General features: G+C 56.6%; 18 protein-coding genes and 1 tRNA gene. 11 read left to right on the top strand and 8 right to left on the bottom strand.

What is annotated here, in order from left to right; translation table 11 throughout:
• Positions 1–265 precede the first annotated feature (265 nt).
• Positions 266–1,483, top strand: a complete 1,218-nt coding sequence (locus tag Q3C01_RS28185) for a tyrosine-type recombinase/integrase (RefSeq protein ID WP_458148552.1) — start codon at positions 266–268, stop codon at positions 1,481–1,483.
• A 39-nt stretch (positions 1,484–1,522) separates the two neighbouring features.
• On the opposite strand, the gene Q3C01_RS28190 is transcribed toward Q3C01_RS28185, so the two are convergent.
• Complete coding sequence (locus Q3C01_RS28190) at positions 1,523–2,041, bottom strand: DUF6650 family protein (RefSeq protein WP_458148553.1); 519 nt, start codon at positions 2,039–2,041, stop codon at positions 1,523–1,525.
• Positions 2,042–2,100: 59 nt separating this feature from the next.
• Between Q3C01_RS28190 and Q3C01_RS28195 the strand changes: the two genes are divergently transcribed.
• Positions 2,101–3,078 (top strand): hypothetical protein, encoded by a 978-nt coding sequence (locus tag Q3C01_RS28195; RefSeq protein ID WP_458148554.1) that lies wholly within the window; start codon positions 2,101–2,103, stop codon positions 3,076–3,078.
• Positions 3,079–3,287: 209 nt separating this feature from the next.
• Positions 3,288–3,363: transfer RNA gene (locus Q3C01_RS28200), tRNA-Met, on the top strand.
• Here the strand turns inward: Q3C01_RS28200 and Q3C01_RS28205 are convergent.
• Positions 3,350–4,003 (bottom strand): hypothetical protein, encoded by a 654-nt coding sequence (locus Q3C01_RS28205; protein WP_458148555.1) that lies wholly within the window; start codon positions 4,001–4,003, stop codon positions 3,350–3,352. The genes Q3C01_RS28200 and Q3C01_RS28205 overlap by 14 nt on opposite strands.
• Positions 4,004–4,680: 677 nt before the next feature.
• Between Q3C01_RS28205 and Q3C01_RS28210 the strand changes: the two genes are divergently transcribed.
• The 3 genes from Q3C01_RS28210 to Q3C01_RS28220 all read left to right on the top strand — a co-directional run bounded on the left by Q3C01_RS28210 (position 4,681) and on the right by Q3C01_RS28220 (position 11,659).
• Positions 4,681–7,878, top strand: coding sequence for a hypothetical protein (locus tag Q3C01_RS28210; RefSeq protein WP_458148556.1), 3,198 nt, complete (start codon positions 4,681–4,683; stop codon positions 7,876–7,878).
• An 86-nt stretch (positions 7,879–7,964) separates the two neighbouring features.
• Positions 7,965–9,335, top strand: a complete 1,371-nt coding sequence (locus Q3C01_RS28215) for a hypothetical protein (protein ID WP_458148557.1) — start codon at positions 7,965–7,967, stop codon at positions 9,333–9,335.
• Between the two features lie 137 nt (positions 9,336–9,472).
• On the top strand, positions 9,473–11,659 hold the full coding sequence (locus Q3C01_RS28220) for a di-heme-cytochrome C peroxidase (RefSeq protein WP_458148558.1): 2,187 nt from the start codon (positions 9,473–9,475) through the stop codon (positions 11,657–11,659).
• 216 nt (positions 11,660–11,875) lie between these two features.
• On the opposite strand, the gene Q3C01_RS28225 is transcribed toward Q3C01_RS28220, so the two are convergent.
• Positions 11,876–12,469: a hypothetical protein gene (locus Q3C01_RS28225; protein WP_458148559.1), complete on the bottom strand. Its 594-nt coding sequence runs from the start codon at positions 12,467–12,469 to the stop codon at positions 11,876–11,878.
• 304 nt (positions 12,470–12,773) lie between these two features.
• Here Q3C01_RS28225 and Q3C01_RS28230 point away from each other — a divergent pair, with 304 nt between their 5' ends.
• The 3 genes from Q3C01_RS28230 (at position 12,774) to Q3C01_RS28240 (ending at position 15,393) form a co-directional block, all read left to right on the top strand.
• Entirely contained in the window at positions 12,774–13,043 is a 270-nt protein-coding gene (locus Q3C01_RS28230; RefSeq protein WP_458148560.1) for a hypothetical protein, read from the top strand.
• Between the two features lie 14 nt (positions 13,044–13,057).
• Entirely contained in the window at positions 13,058–14,005 is a 948-nt protein-coding gene (locus Q3C01_RS28235; RefSeq protein WP_458148561.1) for a restriction endonuclease, read from the top strand.
• 446 nt (positions 14,006–14,451) lie between these two features.
• Complete coding sequence (locus tag Q3C01_RS28240; RefSeq protein ID WP_458148562.1) at positions 14,452–15,393, top strand: AbiJ-NTD4 domain-containing protein; 942 nt, start codon at positions 14,452–14,454, stop codon at positions 15,391–15,393.
• A gap of 369 nt (positions 15,394–15,762) precedes the next feature.
• Here the strand turns inward: Q3C01_RS28240 and Q3C01_RS28245 are convergent, their stop codons facing one another.
• From Q3C01_RS28245 to Q3C01_RS28260, 4 genes are all read right to left on the bottom strand, one after another.
• Positions 15,763–17,142 (bottom strand): alpha/beta hydrolase, encoded by a 1,380-nt coding sequence (locus Q3C01_RS28245; protein WP_458148563.1) that lies wholly within the window; start codon positions 17,140–17,142, stop codon positions 15,763–15,765.
• Positions 17,139–17,990, bottom strand: a complete 852-nt coding sequence (locus tag Q3C01_RS28250; protein ID WP_458148564.1) for a hypothetical protein — start codon at positions 17,988–17,990, stop codon at positions 17,139–17,141. The genes Q3C01_RS28245 and Q3C01_RS28250 overlap by 4 nt, the downstream gene beginning before the upstream one ends.
• A gap of 8 nt (positions 17,991–17,998) precedes the next feature.
• Positions 17,999–19,078 carry a CHAT domain-containing protein gene (locus tag Q3C01_RS28255; protein ID WP_458148565.1) on the bottom strand — a complete coding sequence of 360 codons (1,080 nt, stop codon included), beginning with the start codon at positions 19,076–19,078 and terminating at the stop codon, positions 17,999–18,001.
• A 322-nt stretch (positions 19,079–19,400) separates the two neighbouring features.
• Positions 19,401–20,147: a caspase family protein gene (locus tag Q3C01_RS28260; RefSeq protein WP_458148566.1), complete on the bottom strand. Its 747-nt coding sequence runs from the start codon at positions 20,145–20,147 to the stop codon at positions 19,401–19,403.
• 1,351 nt (positions 20,148–21,498) lie between these two features.
• Between Q3C01_RS28260 and Q3C01_RS28265 the strand changes: the two genes are divergently transcribed.
• A complete protein-coding gene (locus Q3C01_RS28265) occupies positions 21,499–21,711 on the top strand; it encodes a hypothetical protein (RefSeq protein ID WP_458148567.1) in 213 nt (70 codons plus the stop codon).
• A 39-nt stretch (positions 21,712–21,750) separates the two neighbouring features.
• On the opposite strand, the gene Q3C01_RS28270 is transcribed toward Q3C01_RS28265, so the two are convergent.
• Positions 21,751–22,443 (bottom strand): DNA-binding protein, encoded by a 693-nt coding sequence (locus Q3C01_RS28270; protein ID WP_458148568.1) that lies wholly within the window; start codon positions 22,441–22,443, stop codon positions 21,751–21,753.
• Between the two features lie 106 nt (positions 22,444–22,549).
• On the opposite strand from Q3C01_RS28270, the gene Q3C01_RS28275 reads away from it, so the two are divergent.
• Entirely contained in the window at positions 22,550–23,899 is a 1,350-nt protein-coding gene (locus Q3C01_RS28275) for a Wadjet anti-phage system protein JetA family protein (protein ID WP_458148569.1), read from the top strand.
• The last annotated feature ends 7 nt before the right edge of the window (positions 23,900–23,906 follow it).

Below are 23,906 nucleotides of genomic sequence, written 5' to 3' on the forward strand. Positions count from 1 at the left end.
GAGAAGGATTGCGCTTAAGGCCATCCGCGAAAGGCACGCCGGCGAACGGCATGCTGAGCATCAGCGGAGACAAGTGCTTACCCACTGTAGGGCGCGCCAGCATCGAAGTTTTCGCCCAGGATTATAGGATTGCGCAGGTGAATCCCGTTCGTCTAGAATCGATTTTGGAACGCGTGGGAATGTTTTGCAATGCGTGCTCCCATCGACAAGTTTTTTTGTGAAGCTCTCACTGCGCGCGTGTTAGTTTGTTTCTGGAGTAGCAACTATGTCGATCCGCAAGCGTACCTGGAAGAATGCTGACGGCAACACAACAACGGTGTGGATCGCCGATGTCGCGGACGCGACCGGCCACCGCGAGCGCCGCCAGTTTGAGAGCCGCAAGGAGGCTGATGCCTTCCGGATCGCGACCGAAGGGCAAATGCGCGCTGGTACCTTTCGAGGCGACGCATCCAAATTTACGATACAGGACGCCGCTATTGTGTTTCTCGAGTATTGCGAACGCCGCCGCCAGCGCCGCCAGCGTGGCGAGCGCATGACGACCAAGAACTACAGGGTGATGGAAGGTCATATCTACAATTACATTTGCCCCGACCCGAAACGTCATGAAGGGAAGAAGCGGCCAGCCAACCAGCGCGAATTTGACGGGGGTGTCGGCAGCATACGGATGTCGCAGCTCAGGAGCCGAGTCGTGACGGACTTTCGCGACCGGCTGCGCGAGACAGGTGTATCCGTAGTGACCACCCGCAAGATCCTGAGCACGCTCCAGCAGCTGGTTGGACATGCTGTCGGCCTTGACTGGATCGGCGTCAATGTCGTGAAGGGGGTCAAGGTAATCGGTCGGCGCGACGAAGGCGCCCGAAAGATCGTGCCGCCCAGCAAGGAAGCGATGAAAGCCCTGCTGAGCGTCGCCGACGACAATTTTCGTATCAAGCTCGTTTTTGCAAGCGCGACCGGCGTCCGGGCCGGCGAGCTGCACGCGCTGCGCTGGCGTCACTTGGATTTTGCCACGGATGAAGTAACGGTCGAGACCCGCGTCGACGCTTACGGCGAAGAAGACGTAGCGAAGACCGCGGCAGGTATGCGGACGATCCCGTTGGCTCAGCCTCTTGTGTTGATGCTCAAGGAATGGAAGCTCCGGACGAAGCGCAAGAAGCCTGACGATCTCGTGTTCCCGAATGAGAGCGGTACCTACACTAACCACGATAATATGGTGAAGCGTAAGTTCCTTCCCCTGTTCGACCGCGTTGCGGCGAAATACCGGGAAGAACGGTTGAATTCAGAGCCACCCGAGCGCTTCAACTGGCACGCCTTGCGGCATTTTGCCGTGTCGTGCTGGATCGATGCTGGCCTGAAGCCGAAGACAGTGCAGACTTTCGCGGGACACAGCAGCTTGCAGGTGACCATGGATCGCTACGGCCACCTGTTCAAGTCTGACGACCATAAGGAAGCGATGGACGCAATTGCCGCCGACATGTTCGGCTAGCAAAATAAATAGATTCCCAGTCATTTAGTGGCCGGCGACTTATGAGTCGCTACTTTCGTCTTCGGGGACCGGCGGTAGCGTGGAAGCCAATTGCTCCTCGATGTCGATCCCGTAAAGATATCCTAGCAGTGCGATTTGCTGACCAAAGACGGAACGGAGCTTCCCGAGCCCGAGCAAAAACTCTTCCTGCTGATAAAGGCCGCGCTGATGAAGCATTTGTTGGCCGCCCTCCTGCATCACGGGATGAGTTAGGAAATCGCGGCACGCGGCGCGCATCGCCCTGAAGGCTTCTTTGGCGGGCGAGTTGTCGCCAACGCGCTTGAGACCCGCCGTCAATTCATGGCGCATTTCAATAATTGATTTGATGACGTGATCGGGTTGCTCACTGACCGCACCGACGTAGAGAGCCCTTCTGTCTTCAAGCGACGTAATGACATCGCGAACCACTTGTCGCTCCGGTTCCGGCGCCTTGAAGCTCACGCCAAATCCGAAGGCGGAAACTCCACCCAGGCGGTTTAACAAAGATTGCGATTGCACTTTCGCGCGTTTTAATTTCATGGCCCTCGCTCCTTCTCGTTGCTACCATCGGTTGTCGGCTAAACCAATGGGAATTATGTATGGTAGAGGCGATCCCAGAAGACGTAATCGACTATGTCCGTGAAGTGTTTGCGGAGGCAAATCGCGAAGCGACGATGGCGTTAGCACGCCAGCCCGCGGCGCATGAGGAGCAGCTCGATTTTCAGATATTCGCGGCGCTCGACAAGATCGGCCCCCGATCGTTTGCTGGCTCTGGGGCTGCCATCGAGATCGATACGCACTGGCTAGGCGGTCGTCGGCATTTTGAGCGGCGGTGGGAAATCGCAGACATTGGCGTTGTGGTCGCCTTGCGCCGGCACGGTAAGCTCCTTTGGCGGAAGGTCGCACTACTTCAATCGAAACGTCTTTATTCGCGCGAGATCCCGGTTTCCGAAATGGAGCGATCAGACTACGCGATTGGAATTGGTCGTCTCGTTGACCGGGCTGAGACCATTCAGCCGCTGACACAACCGCGCCGTTTCCGATTTACACCCGAATGCGTGTATGGAGCTATGCGTTCTGGCGATGAACAGAGTTCTGTCATCGATCGCTATATGAGGGACCGTCGCATGCCGGTCTATTACTCGTTCTATAATCCGCCCACTATGCCCTATGAGGGGACGGTGCCCAGGATCGCAGCAATGCCCCTGGAATCCGACGGGATTGAGCTCGGCTGCCGCGTCATGAAGGCGACGGATGTACACACTGCCGTTCGGTTGTTGCCGGTCGGTACAACACCGCAATTCAGCCAGTTAACGCTTGGTACTCCTGTAAAAGAAAGGGACTTCGGCGATCACGGTTGGCGTATTGAGAGCTTTATCGCTGACGAGGTACTTCGCTGCCGCGAAGGGCGTCGGTTCGACGTAGCAGAGGATGCCGATTTGCATGCGCTCCTCTATCTTCGCGACTATCCGATCTCATCCCTAATTCAAATCACGGTCGACCTGCCCGCGGAGGAGTCCTCCCCCAGGGTGCCTTCAAGTTCGAGGCGGCGAATTCGGGTAAATAAACGAGCCTGAGCCCGATCTGGGAAATTTGGAACGGTACGCCTGCGCCGCGCTCATTGGCTCGTGAACTCCGCTACCACCGATTCCGGCCGCTTACGGCCTCGTACCGATCGTTGGCATGTTTTCCATGGCACAAAACTGGCACAAAACGCTCCTAAACGAAGGGAATATATTCCTTGCAATCAAGTAAGTATCGGATTAAACAACGCTTTCTCTTTTGACACGGGATGGAGCAGCCCGGTAGCTCGTCAGGCTCATAACCTGAAAGTCATAGGTTCAAATCCTATCCCGCAACCACCGATGCTTGCGATAGCAAGCCATCCAAAGCCCCGGCCTCCGAAAGGAAGTCGGGGTTTTCTTGCCCGCCGCAAAGCGCAGGATCGCGGCCAGGTCCCCGCGCAATACGATCGCTAGCGCTTCGCCATCGGGGACGAGTGTCACCTGATCGATCAACGTGCGGCAAGCCTCCGCCGCTTCGGCTCTCTCGCCTTCTCTTTGCAGGCTCTCGTACAGGGCGGCCACGCGTCGATGAGTAGATATCCGCCATATTCAGGTGGAGGAGGGGCGGCGGCTCCTCCGCGTTCGCGAGGAGGACCAACTCGGTCTTGCGTGCTTCCAGAGCGCCAATCTTGTCCTTCAGCTTCGCTCCCGGTACTCTCTTAAGGATGGCTTGAACCGCTTTATCTAGCTCGCGGTCAGTCCGCTCGAGCTCGCGCTTCGGCGCCTCGATGTCGGCCCCTCGCTCGATCCTCAGCCGATTTACCTCCCGGGTAAACTCTTGGCAGAATTCCTTGAACAGTTCGGGTTCCATGAGATGCGTCTGGAGACCGCTCAACACGGAGGCCTCCAGTGCGTCGCGCCGGATATTCAAGCGGTTATTGCATGTTCCCTTGTTGCGCGCCGTTGCGCAGCCGAGCAGGTCAAAATCATCGTACAATGTCTGAAAATCTCGAATTCCATCGCACTGCCGATCGAGACCGCCAAACGGGAGCACTCGTTCGCCGAGAGATTGTTCTTCATGTAATACGCGATACCGTCCAGATTGGCTTGCTCGCCCCGTTCGCGGAAACCACGACGCGCTTTGACACTGATTCGGTCATAGCTTCTCGCGCCAAAAGCTACCGCATGAGAAAAAGCTGCGCGATTTCCCAATCTGGCGCATAAATTCAAACCTTAATGCGATAAATCGAGAAACTTAGACTTCACGTTTCGATACGTTGACCGCGCTTGGACCTGTCCGACAGCGACTGGATGAAGACGATCATCGCGTGGGGACCGCCAAATTCGTACGCAACGTACAAGCGTATTTGCTTGCCGCGTGGACCGGCATTCGCTGTTGCAGCCAACGAGTTCGTCTCAATCTCAGTCATCCCCAACGAAAAACTTTTGACCAACCATGGGAACTTATCGACAAAATCGGACTACTACTGTAGGTTAAGTATTCAATTTTCAACGCTCTACTCGCGAGAGCGCTCATAATTATTCTGTTGCAGGTCGCCTGTATATCCGCGGGCTCGATCCTGTTCGGTACAAGCTGGCACGTATGTTCGAATTCCGAGCCCACTTCACTTCGTATCGTGACCATCCCCGCCGTCGCATGAGGGAAATGACGCGATGACTGTGCGCGAGCAGCTCTTTTCACTGTTGCGCAACCTCCGGTGGATTATTGTTCTGTCGGTAGTCATCTCAATATTGCTCTACCTGCCAGATCAGATTCAAGAGCTCTACCGGATCGCCGCTGATGACATTGGTTGGGTGACCGTTAGGGAGTTTGTCGCCCTCATCGTGATTGCGACGACGATTTGGGCAGCTGCCTTTCAGCTTACCACCGCGTCCCTACCGCAAATCCCTCACGCTACAGGCCGTTTGGCTCTCTATATAAGGCTTGCGCCAGTTGTGCTCGGAGCACTGCCGATACTCGCAGCTTTGGCTGCTCAATTCGCCTCGCGGCCGGCCGAAAAGGTCGGTGAGATCGAGGAAGTCGGAAGTATCTTCCGCATTCAGGACCAAGCGCTCGCATTCGAGCGCAACATGCTGCTGGTCCTCGCAGCTGCGATGCTGATCTTGCTTGTCTGCTTCGTCGTATTCGCTTGGCGCATGGGATCAAGAGATCGCTCTATTGATCTGGCGAGCCGGGCGAACAATGCGTATTTCATCCGCTACAGATTTCTCGCACTTACGATCGGCGGCATCGCCGTGCTGACGGCGGGATTCATTTTGCTCCCAGATAGGCTTGCACAATTCGTCGGTTCGTTCGGCGTGATTGCGTTGTTTACGGTTTGCGTGGTTGGTCTCACCACCCACCTTGCCCTGCTGACGATCAAATTTGATCTTCCATTTATACCAGTTGTCTTTGGTGGTTTATTCCTGCTTGCCTCTTTCTTTGGAAGCGACGACCACGGGCTGCGCACCGTGGCTGAGACAAATAGCCCATCGGAAGATACGCGTATTTCCGCAGTCGCAGCCTTTCGCGAGTGGCTTGTGCAGAAACCCCGGGTGGCGGAAGCCAAGAGACTTGGGGAATATCCCGTATTCATCGTGGCTGCCCAGGGCGGAGGTATCTACGCCGCCAACAATGCGGCGCGCTTTCTTGCGAGGATGCAGGACCTCTGTCCGGGATTCCGGCAACATCTGTTCGCGATAAGCGCGGTCTCCGGGGGCAGCGTTGGTTCGGCAATTTTCGCCGCTGCGCTTCACGCCGAGAATGGATCAGTTGATTCGGGCGCTCCCGACGGAAAGACATGTCCGAAAATCGCAGACTTCCTGGCCGGCGTCGGTCGAGCTCAAGATATCGATGCTCCCGGACCGGCAGAACAGCGTGTCGCAAGCATATTGGCGACGGATTTTCTCTCGCCTTTGGTTGCCGGTTTTCTGTTTACCGATTTCACTCAGGTGTTTTCTCCGGTCGCGATTCCCATTTTTGATCGCGCGCGCTTTCTGGAATACACTTTGGAGAATGCTGGTGACAGGCTGCTCGCAAGCCACAAGGGCACCGGCGATCAGTCCAATTTGCTAAGGGATGACTTTCAGTCTCATTGGACGCCTGGCAACAACATGCCGGCTCTGTTGTTCAACACGACAGATGCCGGGAGCGGCAAACGAGTCGTAATCTCCCCCTTTGATATCGACCCGTTACATCCGAAAGACAAAGACCTATGTATGCTCGCGGCGCTTGATCGCACGAGCACGGGAGCCGACCAAACGGTCAAGAGCCACTCACTCCATATTCCGCTCAGCTCAGCCGCCTTCACGAGCGCGCGCTTTCCGTGGGTAACACCGGCAGCGACCGTCTCGTTGAGAAATGACTGCATTACCGCCAATCCGCAGGCGCGCCTGGTGGACGGCGGCTATGTGGAGAATTCCGGTATCGAAACCGCGCTCGATCTGATCGAGAGGCTCAATAGCATCAAGGGCACCTCCGACGCGCCAAAATTCCGGATTTATCTGTTGTCCCTGGTGAGCGGTCAGTTTGGAGATCATGGTTCATTTATGTTCGGTGAGGTCATGGAGCCGGTGCGCGCGCTGTTGAGCACGCGAACCTCCCGAACCTATGTTGCCTTGAATCACGCTACCAACATCGATCGTACCCAGGACACCGAGGTAACTCCGAGCGTGCGCTTTCCAGCATTCGGCCGAGCCGAGATAACGGGCTTGTTTTACAGCCTGCCGCTCGGCTGGACGCTATCCCAGAAGACAGAAGATATTATCTCGCTGAGCAGCGGCCGCTTTTGGGATTGTGTGCCGAAGGATGACTTCGATCAGTCCCGCAAGAAGCAGAGCAACGCTGATTGCTTGCAAGTAAAGATATTTCATCTCCTGAACGGATCAGTTGCGTCCGCATTTGACACACTCAAAGATTCCAAACTAGCCCAGGCTGCTTACGCCGATGAGCTAGACAAAGAATATCAGCCGACTCCAAAAATCAAACCGCAGCCGCTACTAGCTTGTTATGAGAGTAAGTGGCTGCAAGTGCGTGGGTATCAGAAATACCAGGACCAAGTTGCGGCTTACGAACGTCAACTGGCGGAATCGATAAAGAACCATTCGCCGGCCCCTCCACCCGTGCCGCCATATCGCAAGACCTATATGGCGTATTTTCAAGCCGAGCAGGTCAAAGCCTTGTTGCAGGAATGGGATCGCGTCGAGGAAACCGATCCTCGCATCCTGGCCTATATGCTTGGATCACTTTCCTACGACAGCGCCGATTTTACACGGACCAGCGAAAATTTCTCCTACAGCGCGGTTTCTCAACTCCCGCACAAATGGCATGAGCGAATTGACAAAAACAACGCGGCCCTCGCGGCCGCGAACAAGCCGCCCGTCGACGTGAATTCATTGCTCAACCATCCCAAAGAATTTGCCAACTTCGTTCTTGGCTACGAGGGAAACTCGTTCGGAAATCAGCCGGGAACGGATGACGGCTGGCTATTTCGTCCACGAGGAATGTATCAATTGGTCGGACGCGAGCAATATCAGGAAGCGCAGCGTCAAATCCAGCAGCTTGGAGAGCTGGAGGGGCTCGACCTGCTAACGCTTCCAGATGCGCTATGGGATGCGAAGATTTCAGCCAAAGTAGCTTTTGCTCACTTTCGCCTCCATCCCTACCAAAACCAAACACTGTTCGGATTGCTTAAAGATGGTTCGAAGGACTGGATCGCTGTGCGTTCATTGCAAACGGATATGGAGCATGCGCCGGCCGACAGTGAGCGTGTCAATGCAAGAAGCCAGATGTTCCTCGGTTGCATCGAGGACGTGTTGCATCCCACGCAACTCAAGACCTGGCAAAGCCAGTTCTATGGTGAACAAGAGTAAGTCGATCCGCCGGTGCGTATGCAGAGAGGCATGTCGGAATCGACCTTCTCTACAGCTAGCTATTTGAACAAAGGGGACCGTCGAGAATGACGAAGGATACAATGCACCGGTCTGGGCTCCACCGATTGGTTGTAGCTCTGTTCGTGGTAGGGGTGACATTCGCCATAGCTTTGGAAGCGAAACCGGCGCTGGCGCAAGCGGCTTCGAAGCCGCTTTCAGCCAACGACGTGTCCACCCTCTTTCCTCCACCGAAGTCGCAAGCAGACCTTGCCAATTTGATCGCTGTGGCCGATCTCGCCGGCCCCACGGGATCTCCGCAGCGACTTTTTTCCGATGAGGATTTCGCTCGCTTTATCGCAAACGCCGAAAATCCCGAACGTCCGGGAGCGCCAGATTCAGGTGTGCGCCACATTCAGCTTCCTGACGCCGTGAAAAAGGTCGATGCCTGGTTTGTTGCCGGCATGAGGATCGATCCGGGAGCGCCAGGGCTATCTCCAGATGTCATCGCCCAATTTGGACGGCAACCGCAAATCCGCCTCATCATTCAGCCCGTGACCAACGGGCCCGAAGGATTCAAGGTTCACGACACCGCCGGTCACCTCATCTTCAGCTTCAACCTCGATCCCGATCCGCCTCTCGATGGCTGTGCGCCGTTTCCGCGGTTTAAACCGGACGACGAAGCCTTCAAGGCGATCATTCGCGACGTTGCGACTTTGCGTGATCAACTCGCCGCTGGAAAATTCGGCAATGTCAAGGTCTCGACTGCCGGCGATTTGAACGTGCATCCAGGCCTTGTGGGTGCGTCGGCAAAGCCGTTTCGTGATGCGCTCAAAGCCTTCCTTGAGAAACATCTCTCGCCGCAGCGCCTTAACACCATGGCTGTCATGGGCATATCACCGCCCGAGCCGTGGATTTTTGTGTCGATGCTGAGGGTGCCACAGGTCGGCTTGATTCCGGTGCCTGGCCCGACGCTTGATGGCCTGCACGCTGCACAGATGTTCAGCATAATCGGCGGAAAACACGTCATCCCGCAGCCGGTCACGAACAACCAGAATCCGATTACTTGTCGTCACGCGGCGTTGCAGACCCCGCCATTGCCTGCCGCCAATCGCAAGGGTGTTTCGACGTCCGAGTTCATTGATGCCAACGTCCCCAACAGTCGCGTACTCGAAATCGTCAATACCATTGCCGATCCAAAGAAGAGCCATTTCTTCAACACGGACTGCGTCAGCTGTCACACCGAGACGGCGCAGCCACTCGCCAGGAAAGTTCAAAACTTTGGGGTGCCGGGCGTGAACCGATCGGTCTTGCCAAAGGAAACCTGGAATGTCCGGAATTTCGGTTGGTTCCCATCGTTCTTGAACGGTGGGCCGGCGGCGGCGACGATAACACGACGTGCGGCGGTCGAGACGGCTGAGGTGGTTGCATTCATCAATAACCAATTGCTGAACAAGTAATAGTCGTCGTCGACGTTGCCGCCAGCTGCCCGCGCGCTGATAGCACGAAAGAGATGGATGGAGTGGTTGTTATGGGAAAGCGTTCTCTCAGCTCTCGGTTTTGGTCCTGGGTGAGGCAGTGGCCCCATGTCGCAACCGTGCTATTCGCGACCGTTGTCGGCGCGGTCGCATTGGCCGCCACGGCGTATTTCGCACCGCAGAAGCTTCGCGATGCAGCTCTCAAAATCAAAAACGACGCAAATCTGATCGCTCAATTGCTGCCGGCTACTCTGCCGGAGCCATCGAACATCGACCGCGCGTACTGGCTGCCGCAGAATTGGAGTTCGCGGCAGCGTTACTGGTTTCACCACACTTCGCAGGGGACGGCGACTATTCCTGTCCCCTATCAATGGTTTTTGGCGCTGGAACGGCCAGAGCTGTCTATATCGTACACGAGCTTGACGGACGAAGTCTACCTGCGCCGCCTTGGCTTTATCCCAAGCCCTAGCTCAAAGGTCTTCACCGGTAACGCGCCCACATACGGCTATCGCCAAGATGCGTCGAATGGGGACACTGCGAGCCCCGGTTGGACTCCGAACGCGCCCGATAATCCAAATGCTTTGCCTGTCGGCTTTGCAATCCTTAAGGGCGGTGTCGACCCGACGACAGGAGCTTCGTACGAAGATCAGATCGGACTAACCTGCGCTGCCTGTCATACGGGGCATCTCGAGTACAAGAATGTCAGCATTCGGTTCGACGGTGGGCCGGCGATGGTGAATCTCGGCGAGGTCGAACGAGTCATCGGGCTGTCTATTGGCTACACACTGATCTTGCCGTGGCGATTCGAGCGTTTCGCCAGCAGGCTAGAGCAGATCAAGGGACAAAGCGTCGATCGAAAGCAGCTTCGAACCGATCTGGAGCTTGCACTTCAAAAGATCAAAAATCAAAAGGCGCAAGGTGATAGCCTTTTGACAGGACAGGGAGTTGCCGATCTCGATGAAGGTTTCGGTCGACTTGACGCGCTGAACCGGATCGGCAACCAAGTTTTCTACAGCAACCTTCTCGATCCCGTGACCGGCGAACTCCCTGATCCGTTCCTTAAGGGTAACTTCGCGCGCCACGATGCGCCTGTGAGCTTTCCACCAATCTGGGACACGCCGTACTTCCTTTGGGCGCAGTACGACGCCTCTGTTCTCAACGAACTTGTTCGCAATTCGGGCGAGGCGCTCGGCGTCAGCGCGAAAATCAATATGACGGCGCCCGCATCCGGGCGGCCGCTTTTTGCCTCATCGATACATCTATCGGACATCGCGAGATTCGAAGAGCTTTTGCGCGGCACCGATCCCTTTACAGCGGCCGACCCAAGGAGCAGGAAATTCAGCGGGCTCGTAGCACCAAGATGGAAGGACGCGCAGGAAAAGTTTCGAGGCGACCCGGCCTGGGCCATTGACGAAAAATTAGTTGAAGAAGGCCGCGATCTTTATCGCTCGCATTGCTTTGAATGCCACCGAGGTCCGGTCAACGATCCCGCGTTCGACAAAAAGTGGTCGGAGGACTCGTTCTGGAAGGCGGAGAATCCGGATCGCTCTGCCAAGAACGAAAAGAATTGGATAGAGATTGGGGGGCGGCACTATTTTAATGTCGTTCAGCTCCCGGTGACCGCGATCGGCACTGATCGACAACAATCCGATGTCCTTACGGCGCGCCGCGTTCACTTGCCCACCAAGCTCGGTCTAAATCCCGTGGATGACCTCAACAAAGCGTGGGGTTGCGGCCTTCCAGCTGATCGGGGGGCAGACCCACTATTCGTACTCGCGCTCATGGACGTGGTCGGCAAGACCATCGATCAATGGAACATTGCGAACGGCACGTCTGAAGACACCAAGCAGCAGATGTGGGGACCTAGGAAAAACTGTCAAAACCCGCGAGTCTATGTTGGAGCGAGGGCGAACCGAAACGGCAAGGACGAAGATGTTCTTGCTCTTGAACCTCACTACCGGGCGCGCCCCTTGGATGGCGTTTGGGCGACGGCTCCGTATCTACACAACGGATCCGTGCCGACGCTGAGAGACATGCTGTTGCCGCAGAGCGAGCGCCCGACGTCTTTCTGCGTTGGCAGCCGCCAGTTCGATCCAGTCAATGTCGGGCTTGTTACGACGCAAGCGGGCGACGCCTGTGCGGCCGGCCTGACGGACTTCAATGTATCGCTGCTTGGAAATAGCAATCGCGGACATTCGTTTGAGGGCAAGGAGACCGACGTGACCAAGCTGCCGCCTGGCGTCATCGGACCAGAATTGACGAACGCTGAGCGGCGAGCGCTTGTCGAATATCTTAAGACCCTGTGAGAGATCCGTTGCCCGTACGTGGAAAGTCAAAGCGAGGCCCTTCGAATTGTCGAGGCCGGCCTTTGGTCCATGGCAGCACCTGCACAAACTCGACCGGCAAACCGGTGATCTGGCTCGCGACTATCGAAGGTGCAGGGCACAGTGGCGAAGCGCCGAGTTCGGTCATTACCACTTTCTCAAGTCATATTACAACGAGTCGGTCCGACGAACGTCCAGTCACTTGCAGGCAAATTCTAGGTCATCAAGATCGCGCGGTTCTTCTTTGTTGCTTTCCTTCGGGCTCACAAATTTCATATTCACGCGCGGAGGAACTGCGAAGTCTACATCGAGAAAGGCCGTTCCCAATTTCATGGTGCTCTGAATGCGCTTAGCAGTAACCGCGCTGGAAATCAGGGCGGACACCAATACGCTGTTGCTCGGAGCCTTCGCTACTATAGCGCTCACCTTCTGCGGGTCGGTGTTGCCGTTGGACTTCAGCCGCAGTCGCGCCTTTGGAGGAAGGCCCCAGGTAACTTTGAACGTGGTGACCTCATAGCCCATCTGTTCGAGTAGAGGCAAAGCGTCGCCAACCTGTTGAGTGAACGAGTTGAACTCTGCCATCAGTTTCCCGGATGGATCGGACAGGTCGGGAAGCGATAGGTCTGGCATCGACGGCAAGGAGACAGACGGCATCGAGGGCATCATCTCCCGGGCAGATTTGGTGAAGCTCTCCAATTTGCTCGGGGCGTTGTCTTCAGCCTGAACGGGTATGGCGACAAAAACCAAGTTGGCTGCTGCAAGCAAAGCAAACGCTGTGGAAAATATTCGCATTGGAAGACCCCCGGACCCTTTGGGTCGATTAGAATATCAACCTGGGGATGCGCGCAATAGGCGTGCCCCTAAAGTCTAGATTGCCAACCTGGCGAAGAATGCTGGATGCGGGGAGAAGAAGGGCTTGGAATGGCTGACGTTTGGAGTGCTGTTGGCGTTTTTGCGTTAGGCGGCATCGGCTGGGTGGTAACGTCGTTTTGTCGCTCAGCCTTTCAAGCAATTCTTTGATTTGCGCAGAGAGGTGATCCACAAGAGTGTATTGTACGCGAATGTTAGCGCTGCGCAGAAGACGAAGCCCGACGGTATGGTTGAGCAACTCGACCTGAACGAGGAAGAGTTAAAGCGATTGGGCGAGGCTCAAGACACATTTCGCGATCTTGCGGCTAGGATGCGCGCATTCGCACTCAATGAGCCCTTCGCTGTTCGGCTTGTCGGTCTGTGGGGCTTCGATCCGATGACGGCCAGTACTGCGCTATTGGCGGTCTCAAATACGCTGCACCGCTTTGGCGGGGACCGCGCCGCAGCGAAGAGCCAGCTAGAGCGGGTGCTTCGCTTTCGGGCCGATGCGGATTAGTTTTGGAAGCAACCATGTTTGATGCGATCACGGAAGGTATTAGAAAGTGGCTGGTCACCAGGTTTGCTTCAGCCATAAAGCATGCGACGCGCGCGGAAGACCAAAGAGTCGCCATACAGTGGCTAAGCGGTTCTCGCGCTGTCATCGCGAGTGATCTGAGCCCAACGGGAAAGTTGAAGAAATTGAATGCGCTTGTCAATTCGCGGACAGCAATCGTTGCGATTGCAAAGAGCGTTTCGGAAGTGGTTTCAAACTACCGCAACTCCGATCTTCCGTTGGCCATGAAGATCGCCCTTCCTGCAACTTTGGCAGCTATCCCCTTGGTTGGGGGACATGCTGCCGGTATAGCAGCGTTCGGCGGCGCGCTGGGCGTGCCCGTTCTGTTGCTGATCTTTCTCGGTACAGCAGGTATCACTTCGATAATCGAAGCGGTAGTGACTAGTCCCGAGGCGCGTCCCCACATTGCCGAAATTATTGACGCCGTTATGCAGGACGAACGCCTGCGCTGCGCCAGTGCTGAGATGAAGGCTGCGATGAAGGAGCAGCCGATGGGCCCCACTCGCTTTGCGGTGCCGCCCGAAGAGTTGGCGCTTCGCGCTTATCTGTTCAGCATGGACCCGTTTCAGTTTGAGCGCCACACGATGAGTTTTTTTGACGCGGCGGGCCTCGAGTCATGGGCGACGCGGAAATCGAATGATTTCGGAGTCGACGGCTTCGCCATCCACCCGGACGGCTTGATTGCCGTGCAGTGCAAGCGAAACGCAAATGAGAACAGGGTAGGGCGACCGACTGTGCAGCAGTTCAAGGGGGTGATTGAAGAGCAGAGCGCCCTTCGCGGTTACATCGTCACGACATCTTCGTTCACCGACGAGGCGATCGAGTCGGCGAGGCGTTCGGAGAAGATCGTGTTGATCGATATGGACGCGCTCGTACGCTGGCACGCGGAAGCGCCGACGTTTTGAGGGCCTCGGAGGGCAAAAGATGCACTGGCTCCTATTGATTGTTGCGTTGGTGCTCTTGGTCGCAATGTCGAAGAGCTTCCGAGAGCAAACTGGGGTTGATTTGCCCAGCCGAAGCGCTCTGAGGAGCATCCGTCGACGCGCACGAAAGGCGGGCAAAGACGAATGGCAGGCCGTATCCGATAGCATTGCCCGTAAGCAGAAGAGGCAGCGGAAATCGCCTCCGAGTCTCTTTGGGTAGCTCAAGACGGTCGCTTTTACTCGAGGCAGGAGTTGCCGCCTTCCGGTCAAGCAGCCCTGGTAAAGCTCAGAAAACAAGGGCTCAAATAGGGGGCCGTTCGTAGCGCTCTAGTGACTCGAAGCTCCGACATCACCACGTACTGGCGCTGCCGTTCGTTGATGATAATAGTAAGAATCGATCCCTGCCGACGACCACATAAGGAGTGCTGATGCGTCTGTTGTTTAGCCAACGCTATCACCGGGCGATCGAGCAGGCGGCGCTGGTCGTTGATATTCCTGACACTGCACGTCGGAAAGTCTGGGCATGGCTATCCGCTAACAACTCCTCCCTCGGCATTCGGCGCGACCCTAACGACAACTGGGTTTCCAATTCCTCTGTCCTGGAGGAAACCGAGAGTGATCTACTCGTCGAGCACGGTTGGGAACGCCTTCCGGTGACACCCTATCCGGCCGAGACGCAATATCATTCAGCTTTGCGTCTGCTGGTTCTGAACGGCCAAGGCTTCTTCGTCTTCGATACCATTGAGATCGCGTCAAGTTATACGGATGCCGCCGAGAAGGACGAACTGCGCAAGAAGGTAAATCAGATCTTCGAACTTCACGATTGCCCTTGGCGGATGTCAGATGGTGAATTCTTCAAGCTCGATGCAGAATTCGTCGGGGCAAGGCTCGCAGCAAGCGCGCACGATACACTGGCTGCAAACCGGTTTGCCGGTGCCGCCAACGAATATGCTAAGGCCCGCCAGTATCTAGCCACAGGCGATGTTAGAGAAGCGATTTTCTTTGCGGGCCACAGCTTCGAGAGCGTCATGGCGGTGCTTACGAACCTTGAACACGCCAATGGTGACCGCCTCATCAAAGAGCTCGGCGCGCAAAGTTTCTTCGATGACCTGCCTGAATCCGTGCGAGGCGGTTTCATGGATCAAGTTCTTAAAGCTCTCCTGTTCTTGCGCAACAAGCTCGGCGGCCATGGCCAGGGCAGGGGCGTTGTGGCCGTACCGCTTGCCTACGGTGATCTCGCCATCCAAATCGCCGCCGCCTTCCAGAATTTCTTAATCACCAAACATCTGGAGCGTTCCCCACCCCTGCCGCCTGCCCCAGAGTCGCTCAAGGAGAAGCAAGTTTCTCTTGATGATGATATTCCCTTCTAGCGATAGGCGCGCGGGTGGTTATGGTCGCGATATCGATCCCGCCAGCCTGCGCCTGCAGGATGATCAAGTTTTCGGAAGGTGTAGAGCAGCTGAGGCAACGAATTAAAACTCGCCGCTCGCGGGACGCGAACGAGAGCCTTGCAATGCGGCGATGAATTTACAGCGCGATCATGATGGTTGACGATATGGATTTCATCATGTCGTGTAGGCTGTCGGCTGGCGCGCCATGGCGTTCCACTTCTGACATGGGCAGTTCGATTGCGGGCCGGCGGCGCTCGACAATGTTGCTGTGAGATGCGGGGCGTCGGGAGACAGGGGCCCCGCAAGCGGCAAACATAGAAACCGCGCTTTGCGTAAGGGTAGCTCAGCTCAGCCCGGACGTACCATGAAAGGCATGCTTTTGGAGTCGGACTGCCCTTCGACCTTGAGGACCAAGCGGTAGATACCGGTCATCGAAGGGGCGGTGAGGCGTAGGATGGCTTCGCCCATCGGAGGGCCCGAATAGCGAATAGGCTTAGGAGGCGGAACGGTCACCGGTTTGAAGTCGCTTTCATCGATGACGGCCTTGTCCATTGCCTGAACGGCACGCTCCCAGGAGAGTTCTCCCTGGAACGAACTTGAGGTGGAAGTTGCGTGGATGAGCGCCTCAAACGGCGCTTGTACGTTGACGACAATGGCTTGTACCGTGATTTCGAGTCGTTCCTCTTCTGCCCGCAGAAGGCCATCGGCGTCGAACAATTCCTGGAAGGCAAGTCTTGCCTCGTTTGCTGCTATCAGGCCCACATGCGATTTGTCAGTGAACTGAACTTGCTGACCCGGTAGGAAGGCCCCCTGTAGCGACACCGTGCCGTCCCCCGCCGACTCCGTCTCGACCTTGTCGATCGCCCCTCCATTCCACACAAAATGCGTGATCGTGCTGAACCGCGTTCCAATCATCAGGAAAGTGCGAACATGCTTCGGAATGGGCGTCCTTGTAAGGTCAATCGCATCGCGAAACGCCGCCGCGATATCAAGCATAGGACCATCAAGCTTGAGATGATCAATTGCAAACTTTCGGTCGCTAAGGGAGATAGGCGCCAAATTGCCTTCCTCCTCCCGTTTCCAGACAATGGGTTCCTCCTGCACCGGAAAAGTCTGGTAAAGAGCAGGAAAGCTGGAATCGTTTGCCAGCCGCTTTGATTGATCGATACTGAGGAAGTCGGCTGCGTGCAGCCCTAGTGCGCCAGCGAGGGCAACCGGGGCGCCGTTGTGGGGCGTGCCAAACGTCGTGAGTGAGCGAATTGCCGCAAAGCCTGGCTCGTTTGTGAACTTCCCGCTTTGCAGATAGTATCTGCTGAGCAAACCGCCCAGGCTGTGTGCGACAATGTGGATCTCCGCCTTGCCGTCCCAATCCGCATTGATCTTGCTGATCGAGGGCGCCAATCGCTCCTCTGCCGACTTTGTGAGGTCGATCCGCCAATCGTACGGGGCAGTATATAGGGTCTTCCCTGCTTCCGAAAACAGTGGCTGGCCGTTCCGCTTGTTGCGCAGCCTCGCGAAGGCTTTCAGCCACTGCGCATAGATGTCGACGACGTATCCAACCTTCTCGATGATCCCGCCTACTTTCAGCTTCGGATTCAGGAGGCGTTGAAACCGCTTTTCGTCAAATCCCACGATCCCATTGTATAGTGAGCCGGGCCATACCATTCCGTCGTCATCCAGGAGTTCGGATCCAAGCAATCCCGGAATGAACAGCAATACCTTGTTCATGGCTTGTACTCGCGGATTGTTTTTACAATTTGCAGGGCATCATTGCGCGCATGGGCGGGTAATTCCTTGAGACTATCCGCACAGATTTCCAGCTTTTGAAGCAAGTGCACGATGTCATCGCGATTGTCGCAATAGTCCATAATACAACCGCGCGTGTCATCGTGCTCTTTGAGACCAAAGCATTCGACGAAAACCTCAGCAACGATCAGAGCAGCAAGTGAAGCTTCGAACGGCCGGCCAACCTTCATCGCGTAATTTCGCAACCCGAATGCCGAAACGAGTACGATCCTGTTGCTCGACACTGAAAAGAAGTCCAATGCGATGCCGTTCCGGCCGACTGCCCGAGGCTCGGTCACGCGATTCGCGATCAATGGTGCCAACAGGCACACCAGAAGATCGCTTTGGACAGATTTCAGTATCGGCCGGCCAGCGGAATAGATGTCCTCAGCCCATACGCTCCGTTCGATCGCCGGATCGTTGGCGTCACCACCGAATTTTTGCACGATCTCGCGCGTGCGGTGGCCCGACATGGTCAGGCCTATCGGCACGGTGGCTTCGATTCGGGTGAACTTGAATAGCTGCTGTTGCTGGTTGATGGCGTCCAACACGCGGTTGACAAAACCTGAGTGAACGTCGATGTCCCAGACAGCGATCTGGCGCGTTTTAACTGAGCTTGCTTTCGCACGGGCCGCTCGAGTTTTCGGTCTAGACTTGTCTGCGGCCTTCTTGCCCGCCGTTTTCTTGCTCGCGTTTTTCTTGCCCGATGACTCCTTCTTGCTGGCAGGCGAGCGCGACGATGCTAAGGCGGGCCGAACGAAACGGGTGGCCTTTTGCTTCTTGAACATCATTCCCCGCTTCAAGGTATAAACAGCTGGCTGCAGCCAGGCCGCCGGTACAGCACCGGAATTCCCCACTCTACGGCTGCAAATTTGAAGGCTTCGATTTCCTTGACGAGGGCAATTCGTCCCTTATTGACGGCAACATCGATGTTGCCATCGGTCAATAGCGAGCGATACAGCGCGCCGGTAAAATCCGCGATCGAGCTGACCGAAATCGGCATTTGGTTGGCAACGACGGCCGGGACACCCGAGCGCACCAGCGTCTCGGCGATTGTTCCCAGCGGCTGCACGTCTTTGATCAGAGCGGTGTCGCACGCGCTGAGGATCACCAGCGCCGGTTCGGCGTCCATAATCATTTTCGAAAATTCACCCGTGGCCAGGACGACCCCACCTTGCTGCCCCTCGCCACGCAGGAAAAGGCCGTCAGGACGCCCGTGGCCGATGAAGTGCACAATGTCATACGACTTCTGCTCGAGGGCGGATCGGACACTTTTCCGTGTTGCACCTTCGACAAGGTCCAAGGTAATTCGTGCCGCATTCAGGCCCTGCATCCTCGCGCCAATGATGCGTTCGAGGTTTTCCTTGGTTTCATTCCAGGGAATTCTCTCCCGGCCGAGAACATCGGCGCCGATGACGAGCACCGAAATCGGCGAGCCGCTGATCGATTTCGGCGCGTGCGGCTCACCATTAACGACCGGTACGCTGCGGGCGAACGTGCGTCTTCCGTGTGGACCTTCGTCAACATCCGGCCAGACGATGAATTCCCACGGGACCTGCTTTAGCCGCGTGTCTGCCGTACACAATGTAATCTGGATGGGGCGCCGGCTTGCCGCGTAATAGAGATCGTTGACCGAGCCGGAAAAAAGCGTCCTGCTGAGTTCAATGCCGAACTCCTTTAGCTGAGCGGTCGTTGGTCGCTCAGCATCGTCGGTCAGGCTCTTTTCAATCTTCTCCCGGATAGAAATTAAATCAGTCAACGCCTGGGACAAGATATCAGGCCCATAAGCCAATGAGTAGTCATCGGCAGCAACCGGAAGAGCCCCGCCTTGCTTCTCGGCCAGGAGAAATACGTTGATCTTAGCAGCATCCAGCGCCAATGAGAAATTCCCAGTCTGAATTGAATTCGTGGCGAAAATCACATTGCAATACGAAGTCGCGCGAATGGTACCTTACAATCGCCAATTTGCAACTGGACGCTGCGGTTGCTCATCCGACAATATCAAATTCAGAGTCGAGATCGTTCCAGTCCAACTGCCAGCCTACGGCTCGAGATAGGCATCGCATCTCATCCTGCGGCTATCTTGCCTATGTCCGACCGAGTAAGGTCCAGCTCAGACCGCATGGCGACCGGCGGAATTGGCAGATTCACGTCAGACAGCCGGCTCGCAGGGCGGTCGTCGTTTCTCTGACGGAGCCAGGTTAAGCCACGATGGCGAACGGAAAGTAGGGCTCCGTTCTTGGCTTTTCGATCTGTGGGTTTTGCCGGTTACCGCTCAACTTCATGACCACTTGGGCGGCCAAATCGTGCGCGCGTGGCGTCCGAAGGGTTCTGTAGGACTTTGACAAATCAGTGGTATCGCTCACCGCCCAACTGTCAGCTGAATCCAACAGGCTATAAGCATAATACCCCCCGCGCCGACTGTCATCGGCTGCCGCTTCGTCGACATCACAAGCGTGCAACACAATGAGACCAGTGGAACACTTCGAAATCGCCTCGTCGAAATAGCGCCGACATTCGGACGAATTCAGTCTCTTCGATGCTTTGTCGGCCTTGGCCAGCACGTCTTCGGCCAGGATCTCTCTCTCAACAACGCGGCAGCAGTCGAGCAGGAGTGTGTGCTTTGGAGAGCCTTGACGCAGTTCGGCGGAATCCATTTCTTCATCCTTTCGCAGGCAAACGATGGTGCTCCGTGGATTGGCTGAAAAATATCCGTGTCCTGAAAACAGAACGAACGAGTAATCAGCAGACTTGAGGCTCCGAATTTCATTCTGGACCTGCGATGCCGGAGGATCTTCGAGAGTTAAAATCTCCTCTGGCTTCCAGGCTCCGCCAACCGGCGAGCGAAGAAATCGGTCATAATTTTGTAGGTCCCTAGCTACCCCACGGAGATAACTGTCGCTTCCTTTGACTCCGGGGCTTCCAATCAGTAGTGCCTTGCGATTCACGAAAATTGCTCCCGATCTGTTTACGCCGCTATGCCCCGGGGCCGCGCTGCTGTTGGGGCCTACGCCAATCGTGCCGCTCCCCTCTGCGGTCGACATCCCGCTGTTGGGACCGGTGCTGTCCGCCGCAACGCCGATACCAAACGACGCGGCGTCACTGAGCCCCGTGCTTGTCGTGCCCGGCGCGCTATCGTTGAAGCATCGCGCCGCTGGTGATGCCCTCGTTGGTCGTCATGAGGCTGCGGCCGTGATGGACTTCCGCGCCACCATATCCGAAGCAACCGCCCTCCACGCCACGCTTGACGCGGAAGCCCACACGCTAGCCGTTCGGGCTGTCGCGGCCCGCGGTGCGCCCCTGATTGGGACAGTCGTACTTACGGTAATTTTACGCAATACACTTGGCATTTGGATATCGATAGCGTGGCTCTCCGGGGCTGGCATTTCCATCCCGAACAATATTGTAACCGGTAGGGGGCGCTGAAGGGCAGCCCCTTTAAATTTCTCAAAATCCGTGTGCGCCACGTGGATCGGGCCCGATCTATTCCGCGCCGCGGCCGTGTCTCTCCTCGTAAGGACCGGCTGAGCCAGTCAGGCTGGGACAGCATGGGGACATGGCTGTTGTCAGTCTCAAAGACGGTGGCGCCCATGCCCTTTGCGACAGAACGTTGAAGCTCCGGTTGGATCCGTCCTTGTTGGCTACGATGTACCAACTCGGCTTCGACTTTCGGTGCATGCGCGCTCCCTGTGGGCTGTGAGAACGATTCGGCGCTGTCGTTTGGGCACATGCGCACACATCTGAGTCTATGCGTACATACCCAGCATGGCTTCTTGATCTTCAGCTTCTGAGCGGAAATCCGATCATGACTAGGAGAACCTTGAAGTAGGTACCAATACCAATTCGGGAGGGGGCGAGACCAACTTGGAATTGATGTGACTCAATCTCTGCAGCAGGGATGTCCCATTTGATCCCTGCGCCCTAGTCCTATGCAGATCAATTGACGGCGCAGCGTATCCGAGCGTGAGTGCGTATTTTTCGCGTTCTATGGGACTTGAGCGACGAAAAAACGCGCGAAGGCTGTCGCCATGCGTGGAACCGCCGCCGAACAGCTTAATAACAATTCTCTGCTCCCTGCGAGTTAGCTTGTTCCAGAGGAAGCGGCATCTGTTCTGTAAGTCCGGGCTGCCGTCCTCCTCGCGCAGTTGGGTCCGCCTGAAGCAGAAGCGCTGCCCGATCCGGCGGAAATGGCTACGACCGCCTTGCGAACCCTAAATCTGCCGGACGTCGCGGAACATCGCAGCACTCTGGTGCCGGAGATAGCTGCCTACAGCGCCCGCAACGCCGGCGGGATATCTGATGGCCGGCCGCGCAGACGCCGTTGCCATCGCAGACGGCCGGCCCATTGTCGTGTTTGACTGGAAGAGCCACGTCGCGCCAACCGCTGTCGACCGGCAGAAATGCGCCGGGCAGCTGCAGGAGCATGTGGAAGCGGTCGGCGCACCCCCCGGTGCCGTCGTGCATCTCACCCTAAGGGAGCTGAACTGGATTGAAGGTAACGCGAAGAGATAAGCTGGTGCTCGGATGAGCGAGGGCTCGCTGGCGGAAGGCTCAGCTGGCGCGGGATCTGGAAGAGCCTGCGCCGCGCGGGAGTTGAGCTGCTCCGGATGCTTTCGTCTTCTGGCCTCCAATCTTGCCGATCAAATCCTCTATCCGCTTCTGGAGGTCTCGAATCTGTTCCCGGTCGTCACGGCGATTCCGCTCGAAGCCGTCGATCGTGCGTTGTGCAGCGCGAATGTCGGCCTCCGCGTTGCGCAGCGCCGATTGCAGGATACCAAGTTTCCGGACAAGATCGTCCCTCTCGATCGCGAGTTGCTTCAGCGCTTCGTCATTTTCCTTCCGCTGGCCTTCGGCCAAGGCAATTTTCTCCGACGCGACAAGCGTGTCGTTCTCCAGCTTCTGGATGCGATTCCGAAGCCTCGCGTTCTCTTCAATCGTATTGGTTGATGCTGTGGTTGCGGCTGTGGCTGCCCAATACTTAGCGAGAACAAGAAGGATTCCTTGGGAGGTTTCGGTCGCCAGGTGCTGCAGCTCACGTTTCAATGCACCCGGCAGGTGGGCAGCCAGGGCTGGGCTCGGGGTGCGCCGCCGAGGCATGCCGGCAATGATGGCCTTGATCCGATTGACGTTTCCTCCTCCCAATCGGACCCGGACCCGCATAGGATTGATTTTTTCGCCCTCTGCAATCAATGCTTGCGCGGCCGCCACAATTTCGGAATCGGTATATTTCTGCGGACGGGACATAGGTTGCCTGATTTGGAGTTTGTTTTATTTGTGTTAACTTATTTTACATCTGGTTCCGTCTTGATGAAAGATCAGAATGAGCTTTCTTGATGTCATTCCTCACACGTTGTTTCGCCTGCTGTCGTCGCCGGCGCATGTCCGCAACGTCGCGGTCCTGGAAGCCATCTTTGAGCAGTTCTTCGATGATTTTGCTTTCGCACCGAAGAAATCCGAAGTGCTGCAGGTCATTCGGCAGGTGCTTGAGAATCCGGATTTCCGGAGCGTCTCCGACGACGAGACAAGCCCAACTCCGGAAACCGCCGATCACGTTATCTATGGGCGATTGCGTGACGATGGCTGGATTATGGAAGTGGCGAACCGAAAGGCCGCCGAGGTCTACATGCCCCGCGAGGCCCACGCTCTGCTTTCCTCACTGATCACGCTCAAGGAGGAGCTGAGGGTCGATATCTCGGCCGAGGCCAGCCTGATCGACAGCGGTATCATCGCGGCCTACCAGGACCCCGTCGGCAAGGTCATGAACATCGCGAGCGCGCGCCGCCAAGCGGTGCAGCTGCGGCGTTCGATCGACGGTGTCTTGACCTCCCTCCACCGGATCGAAGAAGACCTGATGCGGTCCGAAGGGCTTGCCGACCTGTTGGCCAGATTCATGGAGCGTTTTGTCGAGAAGATACTGCTGGAGAACTACCGCGCGCTCAAGGCATCTGCGTACAACCCGATGCGCTTCCAGCGCAGCATCCAGACAAATACCGACCGATTCATCAATGACGATGGCCAGGTGGCGCGTGCCGCCGTTGCGCTTGCGGATCAGGGATTGGTCGCCGATATTGCCACGGCCGAGTCCCAGATCATCCAGGATCTCATGCGCATCCGCGCTGTGTTTGCTGGTCTCGGGGAAAAGCTCGACGTCATCGACCGCTTTTCGCATCGGCTCGAGCGCCGGATTGCGACGACCGTGCGATACCAGGAGACGGCTCGAAACGTCCGCGAGGAGCGGCTGCGGGATGCGATCCGCCTCGCGTTCACCCATTGGAGCGCTGGCAACACCGAATGTGTCACGCCGCTTGTCGAAATCCCGGTTCCTTACTCGACAGCGACTTTGGCTCTCGCCAAGAAGGCGCGCGAGCCGGTTGAACCGCAGACGCGGGAGCCCAAGATGGTTGATCCGGCCGACGTCAAGCGCGAGCAGATGATTGACGCGTATGTCGCCGCCATGGACGTCACTCCACGTGTGGTCGCCGACCGAATGCGGATGCTGGTGCCGGATGACGGCGGCTTCTTCGATCTCGACCAGTTCGAGCCCGAATCTGCGCGCGATATCGCGATCCTTTACGAGGCGCGGGCCGGCGCACTCGCCTCAAACCCCGAATTCGAAGTGCGAGCGAGCACGTCTCGGACTGTGAACCGGTTTATTTCTGGACCCGGCGTGCTCGTGCGCCGCAGACTGGGCAAAGCATGACCTACTT

The sequence above is a fragment of the Bradyrhizobium sp. UFLA05-109 genome, from assembly GCF_054185165.1.